The sequence below is a fragment of the Halobacillus faecis genome, assembly GCF_007991335.1.
GTDB classification, from domain to species: Bacteria; Bacillota; Bacilli; order Bacillales; family Halobacillaceae; genus Halobacillus; species Halobacillus faecis.
The window spans coordinates 25,894-48,787 of sequence record NZ_BJYD01000009.1; the positions used below are offsets into that span (position 1 = coordinate 25,894).

A 22,894-nucleotide genomic window follows, 5' to 3' on the forward strand; every position below is an offset into this window, starting at 1 on the left:
AAATCTCTCCCCTTTTAAAAATTTTATATAGATAAAAGATCCAAGGACCCTTTTCTAACGATATTTACTAGTCACCACGCTGGGTGTTCAAGTTTTGTGTGAAACGATCAATGATGATCGCCAGAATAACGATACCAAGTCCTGCAACAAATCCAGTCCCGACTTCAGCACGCTGAAGCCCTGTAATAACCGTTTGCCCAAGTCCCTTCGCACCAATCATAGATGCTATGACTACCATAGATAGGGCAAGCATGACTGTTTGGTTAATTCCTGCCATGATCGTCTTTTTAGCCATTGGTAATTGCACTTTAAATAATTTCTGAGTTCCGGTCGTACCGAAAGCATCGGATGCTTCAATCAACTCATGGGATACTTGACGAATTCCCAGGTTCGTAAAACGTACCGTCGGCGGTGTTGCAAAAATGACAGAAGCAAACACCCCTGGCACCATCCCGATACTAAAGAAAGCTACGGCTGGAATCAGATAGACGAAGGCTGGCATCGTCTGCATGAAGTCAAGGACAGGTGTAAGGATTTTCTCTGCCACTTTGCTTTTTGCCATCCAAATTCCAAATGGAACACCGATAATAACGGAGATCAGACTCGCAAATATAACGAGCGTAAATGTATTCATCAACTCTTCCCATAACTCCTGGTTGGCAATAAACCATAGGCCGATGACTGAAAAAGCTGTTAAGCCCAACTTTTTTCCAGAAGCAAAGAAGGCTAAAACACCTACTACAATAATGAATAGCCAAATGGGAATGCCCATCAACCAATCTTCTGCTACGATTTCAATAAAGTCACCAAAGTCTTCTTTTATAAAATCAAATAAGAATTCAAATGTATCTGTTGTCCATTCTGTTGCCGAATCAATCCACTCCGCTACAGGCAGTTTAGGAATCAAACCCATTTAAATTCACCTCACTTCCAGCTAACGCCGCTAGTACGGCTCCTCTCACAATTACCCCTTTCAGTTTTCCTTCTTCAATGACAGCTACAGGTACCGGGGAATCATGGATAATATCGAAAATTTCCTGCATCGGTGTTTGAGGATCAACCTTTGGCACATCTGTGCGAAGAATCCCTTTCAAATTGTCTGAATCCTGCTTCACAGCAGCAGAAACGTCATCAGCCGTTACATATCCATGCAGATTTCTTTTGGCATCTGTTACATAGATGCTTGAAAGACCTTCTTTCCGCATCCGTTCAAGAGCTGTCCGCGGACCATGTTTTTGAATATCCACCGTTTCTGGTCGTTTCATAATATTTTCAGCCGTCAAGACTTTGGAACGGTCCACATCCTCAACGAACTTCTCAACGTAATCGTTTGCTGGATTCACTAGGATTTCTTCTGGTGTACCAATCTGAACAATGCGCCCGTCCTTCATGAGGGCAATACGGTCACCGATTCTTAACGCCTCGTCGAGGTCATGGGTAATGAATAAAATGGTTTTCTTCATGGATTCTTGAAGCTCTAATAGTTCGTCCTGCATTTCCTTACGAATCAATGGATCTAAGGCAGAAAAGGCTTCATCCATCAATAGAACTTCTGGGTCGTTTGCCAGAGCTCTTGCAAGACCAACACGCTGCTGCATCCCCCCGGATAATTGACCAGGGAACTGGTGGATGTATCCTCCTAAACCAACCATCTCCAGAGATTTCTTCGCTTTTTCTTTCCGCTCATTTTTATCAATCCCTTGTACTTCAAGGCCAAACTCTGCGTTTTCCAATACCGTACGATGTGGGAAAAGACCAAAGCGCTGGAATACCATGCTCAACTTTTGGCGACGGACTTCCCGTAAATCTTTACTGTCCATCTTGGCCAAGTCCTGACCATCAATATATACACTACCTTCTGTTGGTTCGATCAATCGGTTAATTAATCGGACGAGTGTCGATTTACCACTCCCGGACAGTCCCATGATGACGAAGATTTCCCCTTCTTCTACATCAAAGGACGCGCGGTTAACACCGACAGTATTTCCGGTTTTTTCGAGAATATCTTCTTTTGATAAACCCTCATCTAAGTATTTGGTAGCTTTTTTAGCATTCTTACCGAAGATTTTCGATAAGTTTTCTACCTGAATGATCGGCACGTCTCTCACCTCTTCTTTTTTGTTTATTATGGTACGTTTCATCTTTTTTATTTCCGTACTCACTCAATCACCTTACATAATGTAACCTATTTGTAATAGAAAGTTCAAACGATAAATACTTTAAATCAAGAACAAAAATTACGTACAGTTAAAACTGTACAGAGTTTAAAGCATAGTTTACGCCATTTTACTTTTAAATCCTTTATATTTAAGCCCTTTCAGTTATTTTTAAACAGATGGAAATTATAGTAATGTAGACTTAGATTTTTTGCGAAGGAGGATCTTATGGTAGTAAAAGACCACCATTTCCTTGAAGACATGCATACGAAAGTCACACATGAATTTTCCAAAACACTGGAAATGTTTGGACTCACCCCAGCTGATGCTCGGCTGTTTGTTACTCTCTATCTGCATCAGGGTCCAATGACATTAGATGAAATGAGCCAGGCTTTGGGGAAAAGTAAAACTTCTATGAGTACAGGTGTAAGAGGCTTATTGGACCAGGGGCTGGTCGAACGAGTATGGAAAAAAGGATTCCGTAAAGACCTTTATCAAGCGAACGAAAACTTATATCGGAATTTCATGTCTTCCTATATAAAGAAGTGGCAGTCAGCCGCAAATGGACAAAAGAACACAATTGAAAGCATGGAAGGTGAACTGAAAGACAGAATACAGAAATATAACAATCAAGAGGAAATGCAGCAGGCGGACCAACTTTACAGACGTATGGAAGATATGGTCCGTTTTCATGAATGGATCGCCGAAGCATTCAAAGAGTTAGACCCTAGTGATAACGATCACCCTTCTGATTAACTCCTCTTTTTTAACATGCAGGGCCACCTTTTACCGTCTCTGCATGTTAATTTTATTTTCAGCACATTATATCTTGATAATTTACTAAAATTTTATATTATAATAAGTGGGAAACTCTTAGAAACTAATAGCCTATTGAGGATAGAATAGTTTTAAAAAATACCTTAAGAGGGTGAGGTAAATGAAAGACAAAATCTCAAAAAGAGAAGCCATTTTCTACAGTCATAAGATGGCTCAACTCTCCAAGGCGCTTTGGAAAGCCATTGAAAAGGACTGGCAGGAATGGATTAAGCCATTCCAATTAAACATCAATGAACATCACATTTTATGGATTGCTTACCATTTGAAAGGTGCGAGCATTTCTGAGATTTCCAAGTATGGTGTCATGCATGTTTCAACCGCCTTCAATTTCTCAAAGAAGATGGAAGAGCGCGGCCTCCTTCAGTTTTCTAAACGTGAAAACGACAAAAGAAACACTTATGTAGAGTTAACTGAGGCAGGGATTGAACTTCTAGAAGCAACGCTGAATGAGTATAACCCAGAAGATAATTCTGTACTGAGAGGCGTTATGCCAATGACAGAAATGTATGGAAAGCTTCCTGAGTTCTTAGATTTATCTGCTTTGATCAAGGAGATCTATGGGGATGAATATATAGAAATCCTTGAACGTTCACTAGAAAACATTGAAGAGGAACCACTCGTCCAACAACCAACGGATATTGAGGACTATAAGAAGAAATCAAAGTCCTCATAACAAATAGGACCCTAAACAAATAGAACCCTTTCCAGTAAACTCTTATTGGAAAGGGTTCTATTTATAATGGAGACGATTGAGCAGGCTCGTCAATTCCGGGTAAAGTCCTTGCTGTTCAAGAGCTTCCAAGGTCTCTTCTATAGGTAACTTATAACAAAGCATCCCGGCAAAGTGAATCATTAGATCCGCATGATTAATTAAGCCGTTTGCTACATCCTCTTCGTAACGCTCATTCAAAATTTCCAGCAATTGTAACGATTCCATATATTCTTTTCTTGTTAAGCTTTTTTCAATGACTAATTTCGTAAATGGATATTTCTTCATCTCTTCGACTTCTAGTAACAAATTCAAGTGGAATGCAAAGGTTTCACATCGATTTCCCTTCTCCAAAATACTCCCTCCACAACCTGCTGTCACCCTTGCCATGACAAGGTTTATTAGATCTTTCAACAAAAGAATGAAAAGCAAGTGTTTTTTTTACAAAAAACCTATTGCTTTTTCTCTTCAAACATACTATTATTCGTCTTGTGCCAAACAAACGAAACATAAAACGTACTACTATCATATCGATATTCATAATAAATTCACAGTATTTTTTGTTGTAAGGGAGGGATTCTTATGATGAACTGCTGGAAAACAGTAAACATCAATAAAGAATTCGGTCTGAACCGTGTTTACCTGATGTCATTTCTAACAGGACTACTATCATTCCTGATTTTATACCTGCCGTATTCAATGATTCACGGTACGCATGAGATGAATGATCACGGTTTTCTACCGTTGTTGGTTATTTTGTTTTTCTTACCATCGATGCACCGCTTGATGCATATGCTGCCATTAATGCTCAGTTATAAGCGGTTGCGCGTTAAGTTCAAATTCAGAAAGCGCTATGTACCGACTTTCACCTATCAGTGCAAAACTCGACTATCAAAGAAGACGTCAATCATGATGGCTCTTGCACCAACATTTTTGATTACAGTTCCCGCACTCATCATGGGATATGTCTTCCCTCATTACTTTGCGTATCTCGTACTCTTTGCATCTGTGAACATCGGATTATCTTTTTCTGATTTTCTCTATTTAAATTATTTCGCCAAAGCACCGAAAAAGTGCTTAATCGAGAATGCAAAAGAAGGCTACGATATCTTAATTCAGCAGCCAAAAGCTTAATAAAAACAACGTTCACTCCCTTGAACGTTGTTTTTTTATGCCTTCTCACAAAATACATGGAAGGATCGTGGGAATCTTGACTGCGCGATGTTTCGGGGTTCGTTCCCGCAATAGACGTCAGGGGTGGTTGGGAAGCTACTCCCCCAGCTCCATCTCCCAGACACTCGCTTTATAAGCAAATCAGCAAAGAACCATCCACAAACGGAAGCTTTAGTTTAAGTCGGAATTTGTCATTTTATTTCTGAATCAGACTTTTTTGTTCTAACCGGGAAATCCGACCTGCTTTTTTCTGTTCAATCCACCCAAACTTTGATAGAGTAGTTTCATAGGGAATAAAGGAGGTACCAACATGGCATTTGGATTCAGCTTGTACGCGCTCGTCATTTTATTCGTGTTTAACTCACTCACACATTCCTTATGCACAAAGACGAAAATGTCGAACGAAAAACAAACACGTGTTTTCCGCACGATCAACGTACTGATTACAATATTACTGATCTCTTCTTATGTGGAAGTGCTTAATACACTTTAAAACAGGCCGAAGTTGGCCTGTTTTTTCTATGTCTTTTTTGAATTGCTATATTTTCACAACACATTATAGAACATTGCCTCTATAATGTGTTATATTTACTGATAGGCTGTGAGCAAATCTCTACGTCACGAAATTCACAATAAGTTTTAGGAGTGTCAGGATTATGAAAAAAATAGCCATCACTGCTGCATTAGCAGCGAGCGTATTCACCTTGTCAGCTTGTTCATCCAATGCAGATGAATCAGAAGTTGTTGTTGAAACCAACGGCGGAGAAGTAACGAAAGAAGAGTTCTATCAGGAATTGAAGTCTCAGTATGGGGAGCAAGTGCTTCAGACTCTTGTCATGAAAGAAGTTCTTGCCAACAATTATGAGGTTTCTGACGAAGAAGTAAACAAGGAACTAGAAACAATCAAAGAACAATACGGCGATAATTTTGAAAACATTCTTCAGCAAAATGGCTTTGCTGATGAAGAAGCTTTCAAAGAAACCATCCGTATGAGCCTATTGCAGGAAAAAGCGGCTTCTGAAGGAATCGAAATATCAGAAGAAGAAATGAAAAATTATTATGACCGCATGAAGACAGAAGTTCAAGCGAGCCACATCCTAGTCTCTGATGAAGAAACAGCGAAAGAAGTGAAAGAAAAAATCGATAATGGAGAAGATTTCGGAGAGCTGGCTGCTGAATATTCTTCTGACGGTTCTGCACAGCAAGGCGGTAAGCTTGGCTGGTTTGGACCTGGAGAAATGGTTGCTGAATTTGAAGATAAAGCCTATGAACTAGAGCCAGGTGAAGTAAGTGAACCTGTTCAATCTCAATTTGGGTACCACGTCATCAAAGTGACAGACAAGCGTGATAAAGAAGACGTTGAATCTTATGAAGATATGAAAGATGAAATTAAGCGCACGTTGACGAGCCAGAAAGTCGATCAGGCTGAGCTTCAGAAGAAAATGGATGAGCTTATGCAGAACTCTGAAATTGACGTAAAAATCGATGAGTTTGAAGGTCTCTTTGATAAAGAGGAAGCTCCAGTAGAAGAAGGTACAAATCCAGAGGGAAATAACTCAGAAGAAGGTTCTTCTGAAGAAGAATAATAAAGACCAAAAGCCAGGTGAATCATTCACCTGGCTTTTATTCTGACATCATGGCATCTCTTTTACCCCGCCGCTCTTTCTCTTTCTCAATCCGCTTCAAATACACTTGACCTTCCCTTTCGATATACTCTTGTTCGAGATTGTGCTCCGCTCTCATGGCGCGGATGGCCATATATCCGCTTATGAAAATAAAGACAATGCACAGAAAGACCCAAATCGGAAGACCGAATAACATAAATTCATCCTCCCTGCTCCTTTTGTCTCTAGTCTATGAGAGACCGCAAACAAATATGATACAAGCTCCCGCGTGTTGTTCATAAAGGCCAACAAAAAAATCCGATGTGCACAGCTAACAAGCTATCCACATCGGATTTTTTACTTTTTATCTTTTTGATCAATTTTGGGGACGTATTGGAAGATCTCCCCGGATTCTACCACATGAATGAATCTCATCAGCCACCGATAGTAATTTTGGGCATATTCCAGTCGATCAATGTCTTCTGTTATTTTTGCCTGAAGATCTTCGTCCGTGGTCTTCTCCTTCAGCTCCAGAAGTTCCTGAATAGCTTCATCTGCTTCTTCAATATTCGTCTCCGTATGATGCCTCCAACGGCTTCCGAACAAGGAAGTGAAAGATTTATACCAATCTTCTTCGGACTTGTATAAATCTTTACGGACTCCTTTTTTAAACGAAGGTTCTACCATCTTCATATCTGATAAAGCACGGACGCCTGTGGACATACTCGTCTTACTCATTTCCAAAGCTTCCCGCATGTCATCCAGGGTCATGGGTTCCTGTGAGAAGTACAGCACTCCATACAAGCGACCAATGGACGGGGTTACCCCATAAAGGCTCATATTCTTAGCTATGACTTGAATAAATTGTTCAATCGTTTCTTCGTATTTGTTCCATTCTTTATTGTTCGTTTCTGGCAATGGAAACCCTCCATTTGCTTATTCCTCAGTAATCTTAAAACATTTTATCATTAATGTCCTTACATTGCGACCTTATTATCCATTTTAACTCAATCGCAGAACTTGAGGAGATTGAAACGCTCCTTCCAAATCCTCCCGCCACGTAAAGAGAATAACTTGATGGTTTTCAGATAGGTGCTCAAAAAGGTCAACCATCAAGTTTAATCTTTCCTGGTCAAAATGAACAAAGGCATCATCAACGAGAAACGGCAATGATAAATCATCTGCCATCGTTTCGCCTAGAGCGAGACGGAAAGAAACATACAATTGATCCTTGGTGCCCCGGGAAAGTTCCATTGGTAAAAAGGTGAATCCCTGTTTACTAATGACCTGAATGCAATCATCATCTGGAGAAATTTTCACATCCACATAATTTCCATTCGTCAGTCTGTGAAAATAATCCGCAGCTTTCCGTAGGATGCGTGGCAAATATTTTTCTTTATACGCATGCTTCGTCTTCTCCAAAGCCTTCCATGCCAGTTGATAAGCCGCCCATTCTTCCGACTGTTTTTGAAGTTCGGCTTTTTCTTTGTGTAATTTGTGAGTAATGCTTGAACGTTCGTCTGAATGCTCAAGCTGTCGAATGACGCTATCGTGATCAGCCATGGCCTGCTGATTCTTTTTTTGTTCGTTTTCAATCCGTTGCTTTTCACTTCTGAGTCGTTCAAGGCGGGCCGAAAGTGCAGCTTCTTCAGGAACTTCCGTCCACACAAGATAATCCTGCTGCTCTTTTTCTGACAGCATTCGCTGCAATTGCCGTTCTAAATCTTGGAGCTTTTTTTGTTGCTCTCCTTGTTTTCCCTTTTGTTTCGCCTTTGCATAAAAGTCTTCTTCCTTCTCCACACCGGCTTCTTTGAAAAGCTCTTGTTGCTGCTCCACATAGGTGGAAAGCTTCACTTCATTTTCTTTTGCACGCTTATTCATGGATTTCAATTGTTCTTCTGCTTGGGTAATTTTCTGCTTTCTGTAACTCTGCTCTTGGACCCATTCTTTCAAACGCTTCCAGTGATTCTCCATATTCTCTTCGTAGAATTCCCACTTTTCCTTCTTGTAAAACGCTTCCAGATTTCTTTTAATATGGTTCATCGAGGAATACTGCTTTTCTTTTTCCTGATGGAGTCGTTTAAGTGTACGCTTTTTTTCTTTTAATTGTGTTAGAAGATGATAGAGCTTTTCCCAATGTTCAACATGTAGGGATGCTAGGAAAGGATAGAGATTGCGTTGTTCATCAAGGCTGCTTTCCAACCTTCTTTTTCGTTGTTCAAGATGGTGGCTCTTCTCTTGCAGCCGAATCTCTTCCTGGTTTAACTGCTTCCACTGCTCACGCAGATAATGGTACTCATTGTTTTGGGCATCATATTTTTGCAGTTGTTTCCTCGCTTGCTCTATTTCTTCAACAGGAGTGGATAACGTCACATTTTTCCCGGATGAATTTACAATTTTTTTGTGACATCTGTAACTGTACAGGGCAAGACCCCCGGCTATGACCAAACAAGAAATAAATAGCACCATTCCTTCAAGGAGGCCTCCAACAGTCAGTGCTAGAACGGCTAATGCGCCCCCTAGCAAACGCCCATTCTTTAATCCCGTTATGTCTTTCTCAGATGTTGCGGCCATTTGATAACTCCGCTGCAGCTTTTCTTCATATTCTTTAGCTGTTTCCTTACTAATCCTCTCGGCTTCTATCGCATGTTTCCGTTCCTCTATCTTTTGAAACTCACGGTCGATATCGCCTGATTGTTCCTTTACGAACGCTTCCTCACGTTCCACTTCTTCTTTTTCTTTCTTCAAAGCCCGCCATGTTTCTTCAATGTAAAAGGGCAGGGGATATTCCTCGAGCTCATCGATATCCAAGGGGACATCAATATGATTTTTTTCTTCCTCCATCTGTTCATCAAGCCGGCTGATCTGTTGTGAAAGGCGTTCAAGCTCATAAGCGGCTTGCTCATACTTGGGGTATCCGGCTTCTATGAGCTTTTCTGCTGTTTCTTTTTGAGATGGATGATATCCATCATTCCAGCCTCGCACAGCAGCTTCAAGTTCTTCTCTATTTGCTTTCAGTAGCTTTTGTTCCGATTGAAGAGGCAAAAGGACTTCTTTCACTTGCTGATAACGCTCCACCCCCGCTTCTGGAAAGGATACGTCACTTTCATTTTCTACTTCAGCCATTATTAAGTGATAATCGACGATAATAGCTCTCACTTTCAAGACTTGTTCGGTTATGTAGATTTGGTTAATGGTCTTCTGCCATTCTTCTTCCAAGGTGTGTATGCGTCCGTTCAAAGTTCTTTTTGCTTCTTGAAGTCTTATATAATCTTTCTCTTCTTCTTCCAGAGTCTTTTTCTTCTGCTGCAACTCTTCAACCAATTGAAGCTGTGCATTAATGAGTGGCTTTTTTCCTTTTGGCTTGAAAAATTCGTCCATTTGTTTTTGGAGCCATTTTTCTGTTTGATAAATTTGATCGGATCCCGTTAACCCGATATTCAAAAGAACTTCACCAAGCTCATGCCCTGACAGATTCTTTAGTTCCATCAAGTCATCCGCATTAAAGCTATAGGAGGATTCAAAAACCCTTCGTTCCATTCCGTCCAATAAATCACGGAGCCAGGATTCATCCTTTTCCTCCCCTGTCTCCAGTCGGCAGACCGCTTTTCCGTTATCATGTTCGTGCGTTCTTTCAATCGTGACTCTGCCATGCTCTCTCGTTAGAAGAGTAAGGCGTCCGCCCATGCTCCCTCCAGTTTTTGGTATGAAAGACAACCTATGTTTTGGAGGCAGCCCAAATAACATAAACAAGATAAATTCGTAAATGGTTGATTTTCCTGCTTCATTTTCTCCTATGAAAAGATGAGGAGAAGGATCAGTTAAATCCAAAGAGTAATCCTTCCATTTGCAAAATCCGTAAATATATATTTGGATGATTTTCACAATGTCCTCCCCCTTTCATGGTTGATCATCCTATCTAATAGTAGGTATTTTGCTTGCTCTACGATATCTGTCGTTTCTTCCCCCTTTATCGGCTGAATATACTTGGAAACTTTTCGATGAGAAAACAAAGGGGAAAGCCATTGGTTTACTTCTTCATCGTGTACATCAGAAATCGTCCGTAATAGTTCACCTGTGAAGTGAGACCCTCTCATTAACTCCTCTTCATCCCAGGTGGTGTGTCTTTCGACCTTGATTTCCTCAATCCAAATCCAATCATCGGAATGAAAATCTTCATTTTCATTAATGACTTCCACCCATTCTTGAATATCCTCTATAGATCCTGCATATCCCACCATCGTAATTGTCAACATGACAGGAGAACCAACAGCTACTTTGTCTTTCGCATTCTCCAAAATCTTTTCCAGCTCTTCAAATGTTGTCGTTTCAAGATCACTTACACTTGTTGAGACGTAGGTGATGCTTTGCAACGGAACGAAGTGATACTTCCATTCTCCACGCGTGTGCTCGACAAGGTAACATCCTTTCTCCCCTGCTTCCTTTCGTGATCTCCCCTGAATATTCCCTGGGTAGAGGACAGGCGGGTCTGTCGATAGAACCGAACGTTTGTGGATGTGACCTAATGCCCAATAGTCCATTCCTTTCCCTTTTAACTCCTCTAGAGAAAAAGGTGCGTAGACATCATGATCTGTATTTGTATCGAGACTGCCATGAAGCATTCCGATATGGTAGTCAGCCCCTTCTACCTTGTTAAAGTCCTGGACTTTGCGATCCCGTACTTCTCTTGTTTCATAGCTGAACCCATAAATATGAGCTTGTACCTCCCCTTCCTTTTCAAAAGGGAAATGTTCAACATTCTGACTATCAAAAATATGTACATTGCCGGGCATTTCAATGGGGAGTGTTTTCCCCTCTAAATAATCGTGGTTACCATAACTGATGTAAACATGAATCCCTTGCTCTTGAAGGCGTTCGAATCCACGCCTCAGATGGACTTGTGCTTTTATACTCCGAATTTCCTCATTATATAAATCACCAGTAATCAAAAGGAAATCCACCTTGTGGTTTATACAAGCGTCGATTAACCGATCGAACGCTTCGAACGTGCTTTTTCGCAACCTTTCTAACAATTCCCCAGGAAAGTTGCCCTTCGTTTTAAAAAGGCTGTCGATATGTAAATCTGCGCTATGTATGAATCGAATGGATGATGCCACCATGATCAGCCTCCTTTTCTGCTATTTCCTTCATTTTAACAGAGCCCAAAACCGAATGCACGTTCTCATGGAACCAGGATAAAAAACAAAGCAGCACACTTTACAAGGTCATTTATATCACTTCCAGAAAAAGAAAAACCCCTTAAAATAGGGGTTTTAACTGTTTCTTTATTTTTCTTTTTTAGATAGTTGCAAGGCCGTTTTCAAATCTTTTAAGGAAGTAGATTTCCCATACATCAGTACACCGCCACGATAGACCCGGGCGCCAATCAGCGCAAGCAAAAGAATGGACCCAATCAGAATACCGATAGATAAAGCAACTTCCCAGATTGGTATTTCCAACATTCCTACTCGCAAAAACATAATCAATGGTGTGAAGAACGGGAAATAAGAACTAACCGTAATAAAGGTTGAATCAGGTACTCCAAGGCCGAACATAGCAATGAGAAAACCAGCTACAATCAGCATAATCATAGGTGCCAAAAGCTGCTGAGCATCCTCCAAACGACTCACAAGCGAGCCCAAGGTGGCCGCTAAGGTAGCATAAAGCAAGTAACCAAGAATGAAGAAAACAACGGCATAGATGATTGTGCCGGGGTTGATGTCATTAAAACCAAAAAACTCCAACATCGAGCCATCTCCGAGGGTCTTGCTTTGTTGAATACCCAAGTAACCAGCCAAAATAAGGATAGCGAATTGCGTCAATCCTAACAAAGCTATGCCAAAAATCTTCGCAAACATTTGGGAAACAGGGGATACGCTGGAAACTAAAATTTCCATGACCCGACTCGATTTCTCTGTTGCTACCTCCGTAGAAATCATCTGCCCATACATAATGACAGAAAAGTACAAGAAAAAGAGCATCACATAAACAAGGCCCCGCGTCTGGTTGAGTTCTTCTGCCGTTTTTGCACTCTCTTCAAGAGCTACCAACTCAAAGGTAACAGGAGTATTCATTTGTTGTATAATCGCAGGGTCCACATTAGCCTGCTCAGTTACATACTGTACCTTCACTTGTTGAAGCGCCTGCCTGACAGGGTCACTTTCCCCTGTATTGGCAATTTTGTTCGCATAATAAGTCGCTTCGGGGAGCCCTTCTTCTCCTTGCTCCACTTCAACGACTGATTGAAAGTCTCCTTCTTCTACCGCAGTTTGAGCTTCTTCAAGACTTCCATCGTATTTCTCGAGTGTAAGGTTGTCATTCATCGACACAACCTGATCTAACGATTGAAACCAGCCCTCATTATCCGTCACAACCGCTACTTTCTTCTCTTCATCCACATCGCTGAAAGTCTCAATGATGGATTGCAAATTCGATAAAGCAAAAATGAGTGCGACAGTAACAATTGTGGTAATTAGGAAAGATTTTGATTTCACACGGTTTTTATAAGTCTGGGCAACCATGATCAAGAACTTATTCATAAGAAGCACCCACCTTCTCAATAAATATGTCATTCAAAGTCGGTTCTTCCAGGTCGAATTTGCGTACAAACCCTTTCCCTTGCAGTTCTTCAAAAATACGCTGAGCTATATCCTCACTCTCAATCTGTAGTTCACAGCCATCTCCCAATGGCTTATACTTTCTTACCCCAGGAATACTTCCCAAAAATGCAAGGTCGAAATCTGCCATGACTCTCACATTCTTTTTCCCGAATGTTTTTTTTATTTCGTTCAATTTCCCATGCACCACAGGAGAACCGTGATGGAGAATACACAGACTTTCACACAATTCCTCTACATGCTCCATACGGTGGGAGGAAAACACAATCGATGTGCCGGCTTCTTTCAAATCGATGACTGCTTTTTTCAGCATCTCAACATTAACAGGATCAAGACCTGAAAAAGGCTCATCCAATATCAACAATTTCGGTTTATGTAATACTGCCGAGATGAACTGAATCTTTTGCTGATTTCCTTTCGATAATTCTTCAACTTTTTTGTTTTTATATTCTGGCACTTTAAACCGCTCAAGCCAGCGTTCAATCTGTTGGACGGCCTCCGCTTTCTTCATTCCTCTTAACTTTGCCAAATAGACCAACTGCTCCTGGACCTTAAGCTTCGGATAGAGTCCTCTTTCTTCCGGTAAGTACCCGATTAAGTGACTCTGGTCGTAGCCGACATCTCCACCGTTCCATGATATTTCACCTTTCGTTTGATCCAGCAAACCGAGAACCATACGAAAGGTTGTGGTTTTACCCGCTCCGTTGGCACCAAGAAAACCAAAGATCTGCTTTTCTGGAATTTCTAACGATAAATCATCAACGGCAGTAAACGAACCAAACTTTTTCGTCACTTTCTCCAAACGTAACGTCATCATTTCTCCCCCTTTTCACCTTATATACGTAACTTCTAACTCAATGGTTTCAACAATCCTTAACTGTCATTAAAAACTGTTATTAAAGAATATGGCAGGATTCTTGCCCTCCACCCCTGACACCAATAAGGTAAACGAACCCAGGTTTTCTCGAAGCTGAGTCTTCCGCAACTCTTTAGCTTATGCCAAAGAATGTAATGGGGAAATTTTTTATGGGAAATTTGCTGATTAAGCAGGAATATCCACGGTGTATGACTAAAGTAAATAATGAATACCTATTCATTCAAGGAGGCACAACAATGAAGACATACTACTTAACCGTATTCGAGAAAGACGGCACCAATGTCCTCGATGAAAATTTTCAAGCAGAGAATGATGACGAGGCAAAAAAAATAGGGGCGGAGAAACTGGAAGAGAAAGGGTACAGCAATCATACCCATCGCTGCGCTGCACCTGAAGGGCACTTAGTTCTGTTCCACAGATAACACCAAAAACAATTTTAAACTATAAAAAGTCGCGCTTTATGCGCGACTTTTTATTATTTACCTTGAAATTCCGGCTTTCTTTTATTCAAGAAGGCTTCAACCCCTTCTCTATGATCAGCGGTTTGAAGTAACCGCCATTGGTTTTCACGTTCTTTTTCCAAGTAGTGTGATAAACGTTCCATCCCATGTTGGTGATACAATTCTTTTGTGGCAATCATGGATTTCAATGGACGGCCGCTCCATTCTTCAGCGAGCCGTGCTGCTTCTTCTTGGACAGGGCCATTGACCACGATATCCACAAGTTTATGATCATAGGCTTCTTTGGCTCTCATTTGCTGTCCTTCCCAAGCAAAATGTTTAGCCTGGTGTGTTCCTAAACGTTCCTGCAGCCAAAAATGACCTCCACCATCCGGAGCTAATCCAATTCCTATGAAATTCATGGATAAGTTGGCATCTGGTTCTGCTATGACATAATCAGCCGACAATGCAATGCTCAACCCTAGTCCTACGACAGGCCCATGCAATGCGGATATAACAATTTTCTGCATGGAGTAGAAGGTTTTCACAATCGTTTCGATATCATCCATGACTTCATCATAGGTATCCCTGTCAGACACCTCTTTCATCATGCTCAAATCTCCACCTGCGCAGAATCCTTCTCCATCCCCATATAAAAGTACAATTTGTGCCTCTGACCGCCTCACTTCACGAGCGGCTTCAGCGAACTCTGCTAATAGTTCTGCATTCAATGCATTGTATTTCTCTCCTCGGGCAATCTTCAAATGAACCACATTTCCCTTTTCCTCTACAATGAAGTGCTTCATAATTATGATTTTCCTCCTATATATGGAAAAATTCTTCTTGGTTTAGTTTTTCGTCACGGATCACCCACTTTCCTGCAGGAGACGACAAAAAATCCAATCCATGAAAGAGCTTTCGTAAACATGAAACATAGAAGGCTTAAAGACTGCTCGCTGAATACAGACTTTCCGAAATAACCTAAAAAAAAGGAGCTGGATCACCAGCTCCTTTGTGTTACTATTTATTGTTGTGGTTCTTCAGGGTTGCCGTAAAGCTCTTCAAGAGGCTTCGTAATGATACGGCTGATGTCGTTGATGACTGTGTTTAAGCGCTGTTCTTCTTCCATAAGCTTGGAGATTTGAGGGTGTTGTTGTACAAGCTCAACAACTTTACGAGCCTGTTCTACTTCCTCCTCAGAAATTTCTTCTCCTTGCATCTGCTTTTGTTGAAGCGTAATTTGAGTTTGACGGAAATCGTCGAACATTTTTTTAGCAGCTTCGTCGTTCATTACTGCTTCATATGCTTCTTTCAATCCGTTGAATTCCTCACTGTTACGGATTGCTTTTTCTAGATCATACGCGTAATCATATAGGTTTGCCATAAAAATAAGAACCTCCTAAGTTTTCGTTCTGACACTCCTCCCCCACTATAACAAACTCCTATACGTCTGTATAGGAATACACTATTATCCGAAAAATAGCACAATAATGGCTTGGAGTAAGCCAATCATTCCTCCTAGCAAAGCACCGAGGTAGGTAATCATTTTAAATTCCCTTCTGGATATTCCGAGGACCATTTCTTCAAGACGTTCGACTTGGAAAGCTTCGACTTCCTCCTGAACAATTTCAGATAATCTCATCTGCGCCATCATGCTCTCTACTTTCGCCGATAATAAATCAATGATTTGATCAACAGCAGCTGGAACGAAGGTTTCAAGAATCTTTTCTTCATAAGGGCTTGTCCATTCCTCCACGGTTTTTTCCATCCACTCATCCACAGGTAATGCCTCTGCCACGAGCTCTCCAAGCTTTGTGCCAACTGCTTCACGACCGATTTGGTTTTCAAACCACGCGACTCGATTGGTTAAAAGTTTATCTTTTTCTGTATGCAACATCGTTTCCAGCCAATCCTTCATTTCCCGGTCAGATACATATTTAAGGATGAGTGGATAAATACGCTCTGTAAGCCCGTCTGGTCCCATAAAAGATGAAATCATATTACCGAGAAACCCTTGATTATCCAAGTAGTTATCAATTAAGGCGGCCACTTTCTCTTTCCCTTCGGAACTTCGGAAATAAGTTTCTATACTCGCTTGAATATGAGCAGCCGCTTGGTCTACTCCACGGTTTGTCCTTTCTCGCAACGATGGTGTTAACAACTCCTCGATCGTTTGTTCACGATATTCGTCCATGAGTGATTCGTAGCGATGTTCCACCCACTGAGAAACATGACGTTGAATGGATGATGTTGTCACTTCAATATGAAATTTCTCAAGTACTTCTTTTAACGTATCTTCTTTTTTTAACATCGTTTGAACTTCATCTTTGGCCCATGTAGTCATCTGCGCCTTAAAACTTGGATGTGTAAGCTTTCGACGGATGCCTTCTGGCGTTAATAAATGGTTCACAACCATCTTACCCAATTGCTGAGCTAATTCCTTTTGTCGTTTAGGAATGAGTCCTGGGGTAAAAGGAAGTCGGTAGTTACCGATATGAATGGGTCGATAGGGACGGAATAACATTTTTATGGCTAATGAATTCGTGAGTCCTCCAATCAAGGCCCCGATTCCGATCATCATTAAAATTAATAAAGCAGAGTTCATGTTCCAACCTCTTTCTACACATGGTGTAACCAGTATAATCCAAATAAAAGCCAAGTGCCAACGGTAAAACACCAAGCAAAAAAGGCCTTGTATAAACATGGCCTTCAACAGGTATTATTTCAGTCTCCCATATATAGTACCGAACCTTGTCGCATGCTCCATCTCATCAGTCATGGCTGTAAATAACACATGATAAGCGAGAGGTGTAGGAATCATAAACAGCATTTCCCTATACATTTCGCCCGCTTTAAATTCATCTTGTTGGGCCCTGACTACACCACTTTCAAAGGATCGATAGCTGATTGTTTCGGGTTCAAAATGATGATATTTCCCCGTCAACTGGAGGTGGAGGTGCTGGAACATTTGATAATGTTTCCATTCATCATCTTCCGCATGCTTTATATAGTCCCTGAACAACCGGTTGCTCGTATCACCTTTCAAACGGTTGTAAAAGTCATGGTCTTTCCACTCTTCTTCAATTGACCTTTGCAGCCGTTGAATAAAGGACTCCTGTTGGTTTTGCATTTGAACCCCTCCCTTGCTATTAGAATATGAAGGAAAAGGACAAGGTTATTCTCCTTGCCGGATCATTGAATTTAAGATTCCGGGCAAAATGAAAGAAGGAGGTGAACATATGGATAAGCACCATAAACAAGCAGCACCCGAAGGAAAGGATAAATTCGAACTTGACGTCGATCGGATGATCAACGAAGGGATGGCAGGTGGCACGATTAAACCTGTTTACGGGCATGAGCAAATCGGAGAAGCTCACGAAATTCCTGAGCAAAAAGAGGAAAAATGAAAAGAAAAAGCTGTCTCCTGTTTGCCTTTTATCTGACGAAACAGGAGACAGCTTTCTTCATTAGCGGCTTTTTACAATCATCTGCACAGCTTCATTAATTAACTCTTCCGCTGATTCGCCTTCCTCATGAGCATCACGAATACAGCCTTCTAAGTTTTTGGCAACGATATATCCAATCGCACGGTCCATCGCAGAACGTGCGGCTGACAACTGGGTGATGACATCTTTACAATCTTTATCTTCATCCATCATCTTGAGGACACCACGAACTTGACCTTCAATCCTTTTTAAACGGTTTTTCGTTTCAGGACCGTAAATACTTTTATCCTTCACTTGATCCAATTCCTTCTCCTCCTCTCTTCAGGTACGAAATTATATACCTTCAACGCTTTGCGGATTTTGTCCATTGTATTACTATAATAGTAAATATCCAACCAAAAAGGAAGAGATTCATGTCAGTTGTAGACCAACTTAAACGATTATACCCTTCAATCACTATAAATAAACTAGGATTTGACAACCATACGGAATACAAATGGTTCCAAACCGAAGATGATGAAATTGTAGGCATTAAAAAAAATGAACTTGACCACCAATCTTCTGAATTGCTCTCGATCTTTCTCAAACCTTTAAGCTCAGAAGAATCCACCATGACAGAAAGGGAGAAACAATGGTCATCATTCCTTTATAAAGAAGATGGGACGCAGGAAATGGTGTGGCCGGTATCCTTTCGTTTTGTCCTCTTTTCCATCGAAGATGTGGAAGCAGAGAAAGCTATTGTAAAGGAAGCACTTCAATCCCTATTTCCTCAAGAAATGCCTCTCTTATGGACATCGGACCGTGAGGGGATCATCATAGAAGAAGTTTCTTCTAAAGATCAGGAAATTATGGTATTCGAAGGCATGGCAGATGTATTAAGCAGTGATTTTTACACAGATATCCATTTCTTTATTAGTGAATTCACTTCTTCTCCGGAGGATGCCTCAAAAATTTTGAAATGGGCCCAGCACGGGGCGGGAATTGCTAAAGAACATAAACTAGGATCCATGATTACCTATAAGGATATTATCCCCTACTTATATATAGACGCACTTCCAGATGAAGAATGGGAACATATCCGCAGATCCATCTTTAAGGACATCGAAAAGGACAAGGAATTATTACAGACCATCCGGATTTTCCTGGAATCGGGTTCGAATACGTCTCTAGCTGCTAAAAAACTGTACATGCACAGAAACAGCTTGCAATATCGAGTGGACAAATTCACTGAAAAAACGGGCCTTGACATTAAACAATTTGAAGGCGCGGTCATTACGTATCTCGCATTATTACACATGGAATACTGACAATCGACAAAGTGCACAAACAACCCTCTCCCATGTTTGTGCACTTTGTCCATTTACCGTTTTCAGAAACTTCGATACACTGTAATCAATCAAGAAAGCGATTTCAATTTCACTAGGGGGATATAAAAATGGCAGAAATAAAACTGAACAATATCGATAAAGTTTATGATAAAAGTGTTAAAGCGGTAGATGATTTCAACTTACACATCAAGGATAAAGAGTTTATCGTATTCGTTGGTCCGTCCGGTTGCGGTAAATCTACGACACTTCGTATGATTGCAGGTCTTGAAGAAATTACAAACGGAGATTTCATGATTGATGAAAAACGCATGAACGATGTAGCTCCGAAAGACCGAGACATCGCGATGGTTTTCCAGAACTACGCTTTGTACCCACACATGAACGTATATGATAACATGGCTTTCGGTTTAAAACTCCGTAAGATGGATAAAAGTGAAATTGAGAAACGTGTAAATAACGCGGCTCAGATCCTTGGCCTTGAAGCTTTACTTGACCGTAAACCCAAAGCGCTATCTGGTGGTCAAAGACAGCGTGTTGCTCTTGGCCGTGCGATTGTCCGAGATGCGAAAGTATTCTTGATGGACGAGCCTCTTTCCAACCTTGATGCTAAGCTTCGTGTACAGATGCGTGCTGAAATCCAGAAGCTGCACCAACGTCTTCAAACAACAACCATCTACGTCACGCACGACCAGACAGAGGCGATGACGATGGCTACACGACTTGTTGTTATGAAGGACGGGGTTATTCAACAAGTGGGGGCACCAAAGGATGTGTATGACAAACCTGAAAATGTTTTTGTCGGCGGCTTTATCGGTTCACCAGCCATGAACTTCCTAAATGGAAAACTTGCGGATGGACACATCGAACTGGGAGAGGTCAAAATAGCAGTTCCTGAAGGAAAAATGAAACCTCTTCGCGAACAAAACTATATCGGAAAAGAAGTCATTCTTGGTGTAAGACCAGAAGACATGCATGATGAACCTGTGTTTATTGATGCAAACCAGGACAAGAAAATCACAGCAGACATTGAAGTAGCAGAATTAATGGGATCTGAGTCCTACCTATATTCCAAACTGAATGACCAGGACTTCATCGCTCGTGTCGATTCCCGTTCTGATATTAATGGTGGAGATCAGATTACATTGGCGATCGATATGAACAAAGTTCACTTCTTTGATAAAGACTCTGAATTACGTATCCGCTAAAAAGATAAAAAACGCAGCCTTGTTGGCTGCGTTTTTTATGTGGCTTGAATATCATTCAAACCACAATCTTCACAAACAAATAGATGGACGCATTCCTCAGTGATGGATGAATCCATGTCCCCATCAACGAGATCTGTATACTTCTGATCAAGATAAGGACTATAATCATCCAAGAAATCTGTGACGCGTCCCTGATCTCGCATTGTTCCTTCGCATTTAGGGCAGGGTCTTTCAGAAGCTGCCCACCCGTTGCATACACCACACTCTTGCATTGCTCGCCACTTCTTTCAAAACGATCTGGAACTCCACCTACATGTTTCGTATGAATATGAAAGACATTCAAAAAATAAAGAGGAAGGGCGCACCCTTCCTCCTTCGTCACAAGTATTTATTTGTATTGTTGTCCGCCGAATTGTTGCTCAGCCATTTGGACAAGACGCTTAGTGATCTCACCACCTACAGAACCGTTAGCACGAGCTGTAGAGTCAGCACCAAGTTGTACGCCAAATTCTTGTGCGATTTCGTATTTCATTTGGTCTAGAGCTTGTTGTACACCAGGTACAACCAACTCATTTGAACTGTTGTTGTTAGCCATGTGTCTCACCTCCTGTCTTGTGTAATCGTAGTATGGGTCGGTCTGGTTGTTTTTATGTTAAAAAAACAGGTGGTAATTACTGGAGAAATTATATTAGGCTAATAAACATGGCTAACAACAAAAGATTTATTTCGCGTTCGGCTTCGTCATCGCTTTAGGATCCACATATTCATCAAATTGATCTTCTGTAAGAATACCAAGCTCAACGGCCGTTTCCTTTAATGTCTGATCTTTTTCAAAAGCTGTTTTTGCGATTTCGGCTGCATTTTCATATCCGATATGAGGATTAAGAGCTGTGACTAGCATTAAGGAATCACGAAGATTCTTTTCAATTTGTTCATGATTCGGCTCCAGTCCGCCCACACAACGTTCGTCGAAAGAAACGATACTGTCTGCAAGAAGTTGGGCAGACTGCAAGAAATTATAAGCGATCACTGGTTTAAATACGTTCAGTTCAAAGTTCCCCTGACTCGCTGCAAAACCAATCGTAGCATCATTCCCCATAACCTGAGCCACAACCATCGTGACGGCTTCGCTTTGTGTAGGGTTCACTTTACCAGGCATAATGGAACTCCCCGGTTCATTGGCTGGAATCGTAATTTCACCAATGCCGCAACGCGGTCCACTCGCAAGCCACCTCACATCATTAGCTATTTTCATAAGATCAGCGGCTAAGGCTTTCAAAGCGCCATGCGTGTGGACGAGTTCGTCATGGGAAGTGAGCGCATGGAATTTATTCGGTGCAGAAATAAAGCCTTTTCCTGTTGCCTCGTTAATTTGAGCCACTACCTGCTCAGAAAAATCTTCATGGGCATTCAACCCTGTACCCACTGCGGTCCCACCGATGGCAAGCTCTTTTACGTATTCCGTGCTTTCAATAAGCATTTTTTCTGTTTTTTCAAGCATGCGGTGCCAACCACTAATTTCCTGACCTAGCGTCAATGGAGTGGCATCCTGTAAGTGGGTACGGCCAATTTTAACGATATCGTTAAACGCTTCCATTTTTTCTTGTAATGTATGTTTGAATTGGATCAAGGCTGGAAGAACGACATCCTCGATTTTTCTGACAGATGCAATATGCATCGCTGTCGGATAAGTATCATTCGAACTTTGAGATTTATTTACATCATCATTCGGGTGGAGACGTGTTTCACTACCTTTCTCCTCCAGCCATTGCGAACCAACGTAAGCGATAACTTCATTCACATTCATGTTCGACTGCGTACCGCTTCCCGTCTGCCAAACCACAAGAGGGAAATGCTCGTCAAGTTCTCCGGCAATAATGAGATCGGCCGCATAAGCAATAGCTTCTGCTTTTTCCTCTTCAAGCAACCCAAGTGCTGCATTTGCTTTGGCCGCGCTTTTTTTAAGGATCGCAAAGCCCTCGACAACTTCTTTCGGCATTTTTTCATCGCCAATTGGGAAGTTTTGTTTACTTCTCTGTGTTTGAGCTCCCCAAAACTTTTCGCTCGGTACTTTGATTTCTCCTATGGTATCTTTTTCAATGCGATAATCCATGAATATCCTCCCTTTGATCAAATCATTGCATGCCCTTTCATTGTATCAAGAATCTTTTGAACAATCACCAGAAGCTCTCTCTTTTTGACAATTTTCTTCAAGTTACAAGTCTGATTATTTACATTTTTCAGATATTTATGTATAATGAACCCATCAAGCAAAGGTACATATCGTCCTTCCTTGCTTGATCTCTCAAGTGGGTAAAAAGTGGTAAAAAAGAGCCTTTGCAGAAAGGCTCTTTTTTTTGAATCCATAATTTCATTAATGGTCCCTTTACTTGGAGACTCAGTTTCGAGACTTTTGTTGAGTGGATGGGGCTGCGGGGAATAGCTCGCTTTCCGCGGGAGCGCGGTTTACCGCGCTCCCATAAATGTCTCGAAACTGGGTCT

At 41.2% G+C, this 22,894-nt stretch carries 25 protein-coding genes; 9 read left to right on the plus strand and 16 right to left on the minus strand.

Features of this window, described 5'->3' with window-relative positions; all coding sequences use genetic code 11:
- Positions 1 to 67: 67 nt before the first annotated feature.
- Together HFA01_RS06090 and proV are read right to left on the minus strand one after the other, a co-directional pair.
- Positions 68 to 913 (minus strand): ABC transporter permease, encoded by an 846-nt coding sequence (locus HFA01_RS06090; RefSeq protein WP_146814279.1) that lies wholly within the window; start codon positions 911 to 913, stop codon positions 68 to 70.
- A complete protein-coding gene (gene proV / locus HFA01_RS06095; protein WP_146814359.1) occupies positions 897 to 2,099 on the minus strand; it encodes a glycine betaine/L-proline ABC transporter ATP-binding protein ProV in 1,203 nt (400 codons plus the stop codon). The genes HFA01_RS06090 and proV overlap by 17 nt, the downstream gene beginning before the upstream one ends.
- Positions 2,100 to 2,384: 285 nt before the next feature.
- Here proV and HFA01_RS06100 point away from each other — a divergent pair, with 285 nt between their 5' ends.
- Positions 2,385 to 2,912 (plus strand): GbsR/MarR family transcriptional regulator, encoded by a 528-nt coding sequence (locus HFA01_RS06100; RefSeq protein ID WP_146814281.1) that lies wholly within the window; start codon positions 2,385 to 2,387, stop codon positions 2,910 to 2,912.
- A 181-nt stretch (positions 2,913 to 3,093) separates the two neighbouring features.
- Positions 3,094 to 3,666 carry an HTH-type transcriptional regulator Hpr gene (locus tag HFA01_RS06105; protein ID WP_146814283.1) on the plus strand — a complete coding sequence of 191 codons (573 nt, stop codon included), beginning with the start codon at positions 3,094 to 3,096 and terminating at the stop codon, positions 3,664 to 3,666.
- A 57-nt stretch (positions 3,667 to 3,723) separates the two neighbouring features.
- Here the strand turns inward: HFA01_RS06105 and HFA01_RS06110 are convergent, their stop codons facing one another.
- Positions 3,724 to 4,056, minus strand: a complete 333-nt coding sequence (locus HFA01_RS06110; RefSeq protein WP_167506181.1) for a DUF1878 family protein — start codon at positions 4,054 to 4,056, stop codon at positions 3,724 to 3,726.
- 228 nt (positions 4,057 to 4,284) lie between these two features.
- Here HFA01_RS06110 and HFA01_RS06115 point away from each other — a divergent pair, with 228 nt between their 5' ends.
- The 3 genes from HFA01_RS06115 to HFA01_RS06125 all read left to right on the plus strand — a co-directional run bounded on the left by HFA01_RS06115 (position 4,285) and on the right by HFA01_RS06125 (position 6,461).
- Positions 4,285 to 4,836 carry a DUF3267 domain-containing protein gene (locus HFA01_RS06115; protein ID WP_146814287.1) on the plus strand — a complete coding sequence of 184 codons (552 nt, stop codon included), beginning with the start codon at positions 4,285 to 4,287 and terminating at the stop codon, positions 4,834 to 4,836.
- A gap of 349 nt (positions 4,837 to 5,185) precedes the next feature.
- Positions 5,186 to 5,368, plus strand: coding sequence for a hypothetical protein (locus HFA01_RS06120; RefSeq protein WP_035510066.1), 183 nt, complete (start codon positions 5,186 to 5,188; stop codon positions 5,366 to 5,368).
- Positions 5,369 to 5,531: 163 nt separating this feature from the next.
- Positions 5,532 to 6,461 (plus strand): peptidylprolyl isomerase, encoded by a 930-nt coding sequence (locus HFA01_RS06125; protein WP_146814289.1) that lies wholly within the window; start codon positions 5,532 to 5,534, stop codon positions 6,459 to 6,461.
- 37 nt (positions 6,462 to 6,498) lie between these two features.
- Here HFA01_RS06125 and HFA01_RS06130 read toward each other — a convergent pair whose 3' ends face one another.
- From HFA01_RS06130 to HFA01_RS06155, 6 genes are all read right to left on the minus strand, one after another.
- On the minus strand, positions 6,499 to 6,696 hold the full coding sequence (locus HFA01_RS06130; RefSeq protein WP_146814291.1) for a sporulation YhaL family protein: 198 nt from the start codon (positions 6,694 to 6,696) through the stop codon (positions 6,499 to 6,501).
- A 140-nt stretch (positions 6,697 to 6,836) separates the two neighbouring features.
- Complete coding sequence (locus tag HFA01_RS06135; protein WP_146814294.1) at positions 6,837 to 7,397, minus strand: GbsR/MarR family transcriptional regulator; 561 nt, start codon at positions 7,395 to 7,397, stop codon at positions 6,837 to 6,839.
- Between the two features lie 84 nt (positions 7,398 to 7,481).
- Positions 7,482 to 10,364, minus strand: coding sequence for an ATP-binding protein (locus HFA01_RS06140; protein ID WP_167506182.1), 2,883 nt, complete (start codon positions 10,362 to 10,364; stop codon positions 7,482 to 7,484).
- On the minus strand, positions 10,361 to 11,599 hold the full coding sequence (locus HFA01_RS06145; protein WP_146814298.1) for a metallophosphoesterase family protein: 1,239 nt from the start codon (positions 11,597 to 11,599) through the stop codon (positions 10,361 to 10,363). Before HFA01_RS06145 ends, HFA01_RS06140 begins: the two co-directional genes overlap by 4 nt.
- Positions 11,600 to 11,764: 165 nt before the next feature.
- Positions 11,765 to 13,018, minus strand: a complete 1,254-nt coding sequence (locus tag HFA01_RS06150) for an ABC transporter permease (protein ID WP_146814300.1) — start codon at positions 13,016 to 13,018, stop codon at positions 11,765 to 11,767.
- The gene (locus tag HFA01_RS06155) at positions 13,011 to 13,910 is read right to left on the minus strand and encodes an ABC transporter ATP-binding protein (protein WP_146814302.1); all 900 of its coding nucleotides are present in this window, start codon (positions 13,908 to 13,910) and stop codon (positions 13,011 to 13,013) included. The genes HFA01_RS06150 and HFA01_RS06155 overlap by 8 nt, the downstream gene beginning before the upstream one ends.
- Before the next feature lie 299 nt (positions 13,911 to 14,209).
- Here HFA01_RS06155 and HFA01_RS06160 point away from each other — a divergent pair, with 299 nt between their 5' ends.
- On the plus strand, positions 14,210 to 14,395 hold the full coding sequence (locus HFA01_RS06160; RefSeq protein ID WP_146814304.1) for a YhzD family protein: 186 nt from the start codon (positions 14,210 to 14,212) through the stop codon (positions 14,393 to 14,395).
- Between the two features lie 53 nt (positions 14,396 to 14,448).
- On the opposite strand, the gene HFA01_RS06165 is transcribed toward HFA01_RS06160, so the two are convergent.
- From HFA01_RS06165 to HFA01_RS06180, 4 genes are all read right to left on the minus strand, one after another.
- Positions 14,449 to 15,219 (minus strand): enoyl-CoA hydratase, encoded by a 771-nt coding sequence (locus tag HFA01_RS06165; RefSeq protein ID WP_146814306.1) that lies wholly within the window; start codon positions 15,217 to 15,219, stop codon positions 14,449 to 14,451.
- Positions 15,220 to 15,437: 218 nt separating this feature from the next.
- Positions 15,438 to 15,797, minus strand: coding sequence for a YlbF/YmcA family competence regulator (locus HFA01_RS06170; protein WP_089653229.1), 360 nt, complete (start codon positions 15,795 to 15,797; stop codon positions 15,438 to 15,440).
- A gap of 84 nt (positions 15,798 to 15,881) precedes the next feature.
- Positions 15,882 to 17,018 carry a DUF445 domain-containing protein gene (locus tag HFA01_RS06175; RefSeq protein ID WP_146814308.1) on the minus strand — a complete coding sequence of 379 codons (1,137 nt, stop codon included), beginning with the start codon at positions 17,016 to 17,018 and terminating at the stop codon, positions 15,882 to 15,884.
- 114 nt (positions 17,019 to 17,132) lie between these two features.
- On the minus strand, positions 17,133 to 17,543 hold the full coding sequence (locus HFA01_RS06180) for a ferritin-like domain-containing protein (RefSeq protein ID WP_146814310.1): 411 nt from the start codon (positions 17,541 to 17,543) through the stop codon (positions 17,133 to 17,135).
- A 109-nt stretch (positions 17,544 to 17,652) separates the two neighbouring features.
- Between HFA01_RS06180 and HFA01_RS18855 the strand changes: the two genes are divergently transcribed.
- A complete protein-coding gene (locus tag HFA01_RS18855) occupies positions 17,653 to 17,820 on the plus strand; it encodes a hypothetical protein (RefSeq protein WP_167506183.1) in 168 nt (55 codons plus the stop codon).
- A 60-nt stretch (positions 17,821 to 17,880) separates the two neighbouring features.
- Here the strand turns inward: HFA01_RS18855 and HFA01_RS06185 are convergent, their stop codons facing one another.
- Positions 17,881 to 18,162 (minus strand): metal-sensitive transcriptional regulator, encoded by a 282-nt coding sequence (locus HFA01_RS06185; RefSeq protein ID WP_174787809.1) that lies wholly within the window; start codon positions 18,160 to 18,162, stop codon positions 17,881 to 17,883.
- Positions 18,163 to 18,272: 110 nt separating this feature from the next.
- On the opposite strand from HFA01_RS06185, the gene HFA01_RS06190 reads away from it, so the two are divergent.
- Positions 18,273 to 19,166 (plus strand): PucR family transcriptional regulator, encoded by an 894-nt coding sequence (locus tag HFA01_RS06190; protein WP_146814312.1) that lies wholly within the window; start codon positions 18,273 to 18,275, stop codon positions 19,164 to 19,166.
- A 128-nt stretch (positions 19,167 to 19,294) separates the two neighbouring features.
- Positions 19,295 to 20,392 (plus strand): ABC transporter ATP-binding protein, encoded by a 1,098-nt coding sequence (locus HFA01_RS06195; RefSeq protein ID WP_089653223.1) that lies wholly within the window; start codon positions 19,295 to 19,297, stop codon positions 20,390 to 20,392.
- A gap of 388 nt (positions 20,393 to 20,780) precedes the next feature.
- Here HFA01_RS06195 and HFA01_RS06205 read toward each other — a convergent pair whose 3' ends face one another.
- Both HFA01_RS06205 and fumC read right to left on the minus strand, forming a co-directional pair.
- On the minus strand, positions 20,781 to 20,987 hold the full coding sequence (locus HFA01_RS06205) for an alpha/beta-type small acid-soluble spore protein (protein WP_146814316.1): 207 nt from the start codon (positions 20,985 to 20,987) through the stop codon (positions 20,781 to 20,783).
- A gap of 126 nt (positions 20,988 to 21,113) precedes the next feature.
- The gene (gene fumC / locus HFA01_RS06210) at positions 21,114 to 22,505 is read right to left on the minus strand and encodes a class II fumarate hydratase (protein WP_146814319.1); all 1,392 of its coding nucleotides are present in this window, start codon (positions 22,503 to 22,505) and stop codon (positions 21,114 to 21,116) included.
- Positions 22,506 to 22,894 lie beyond the last annotated feature (389 nt).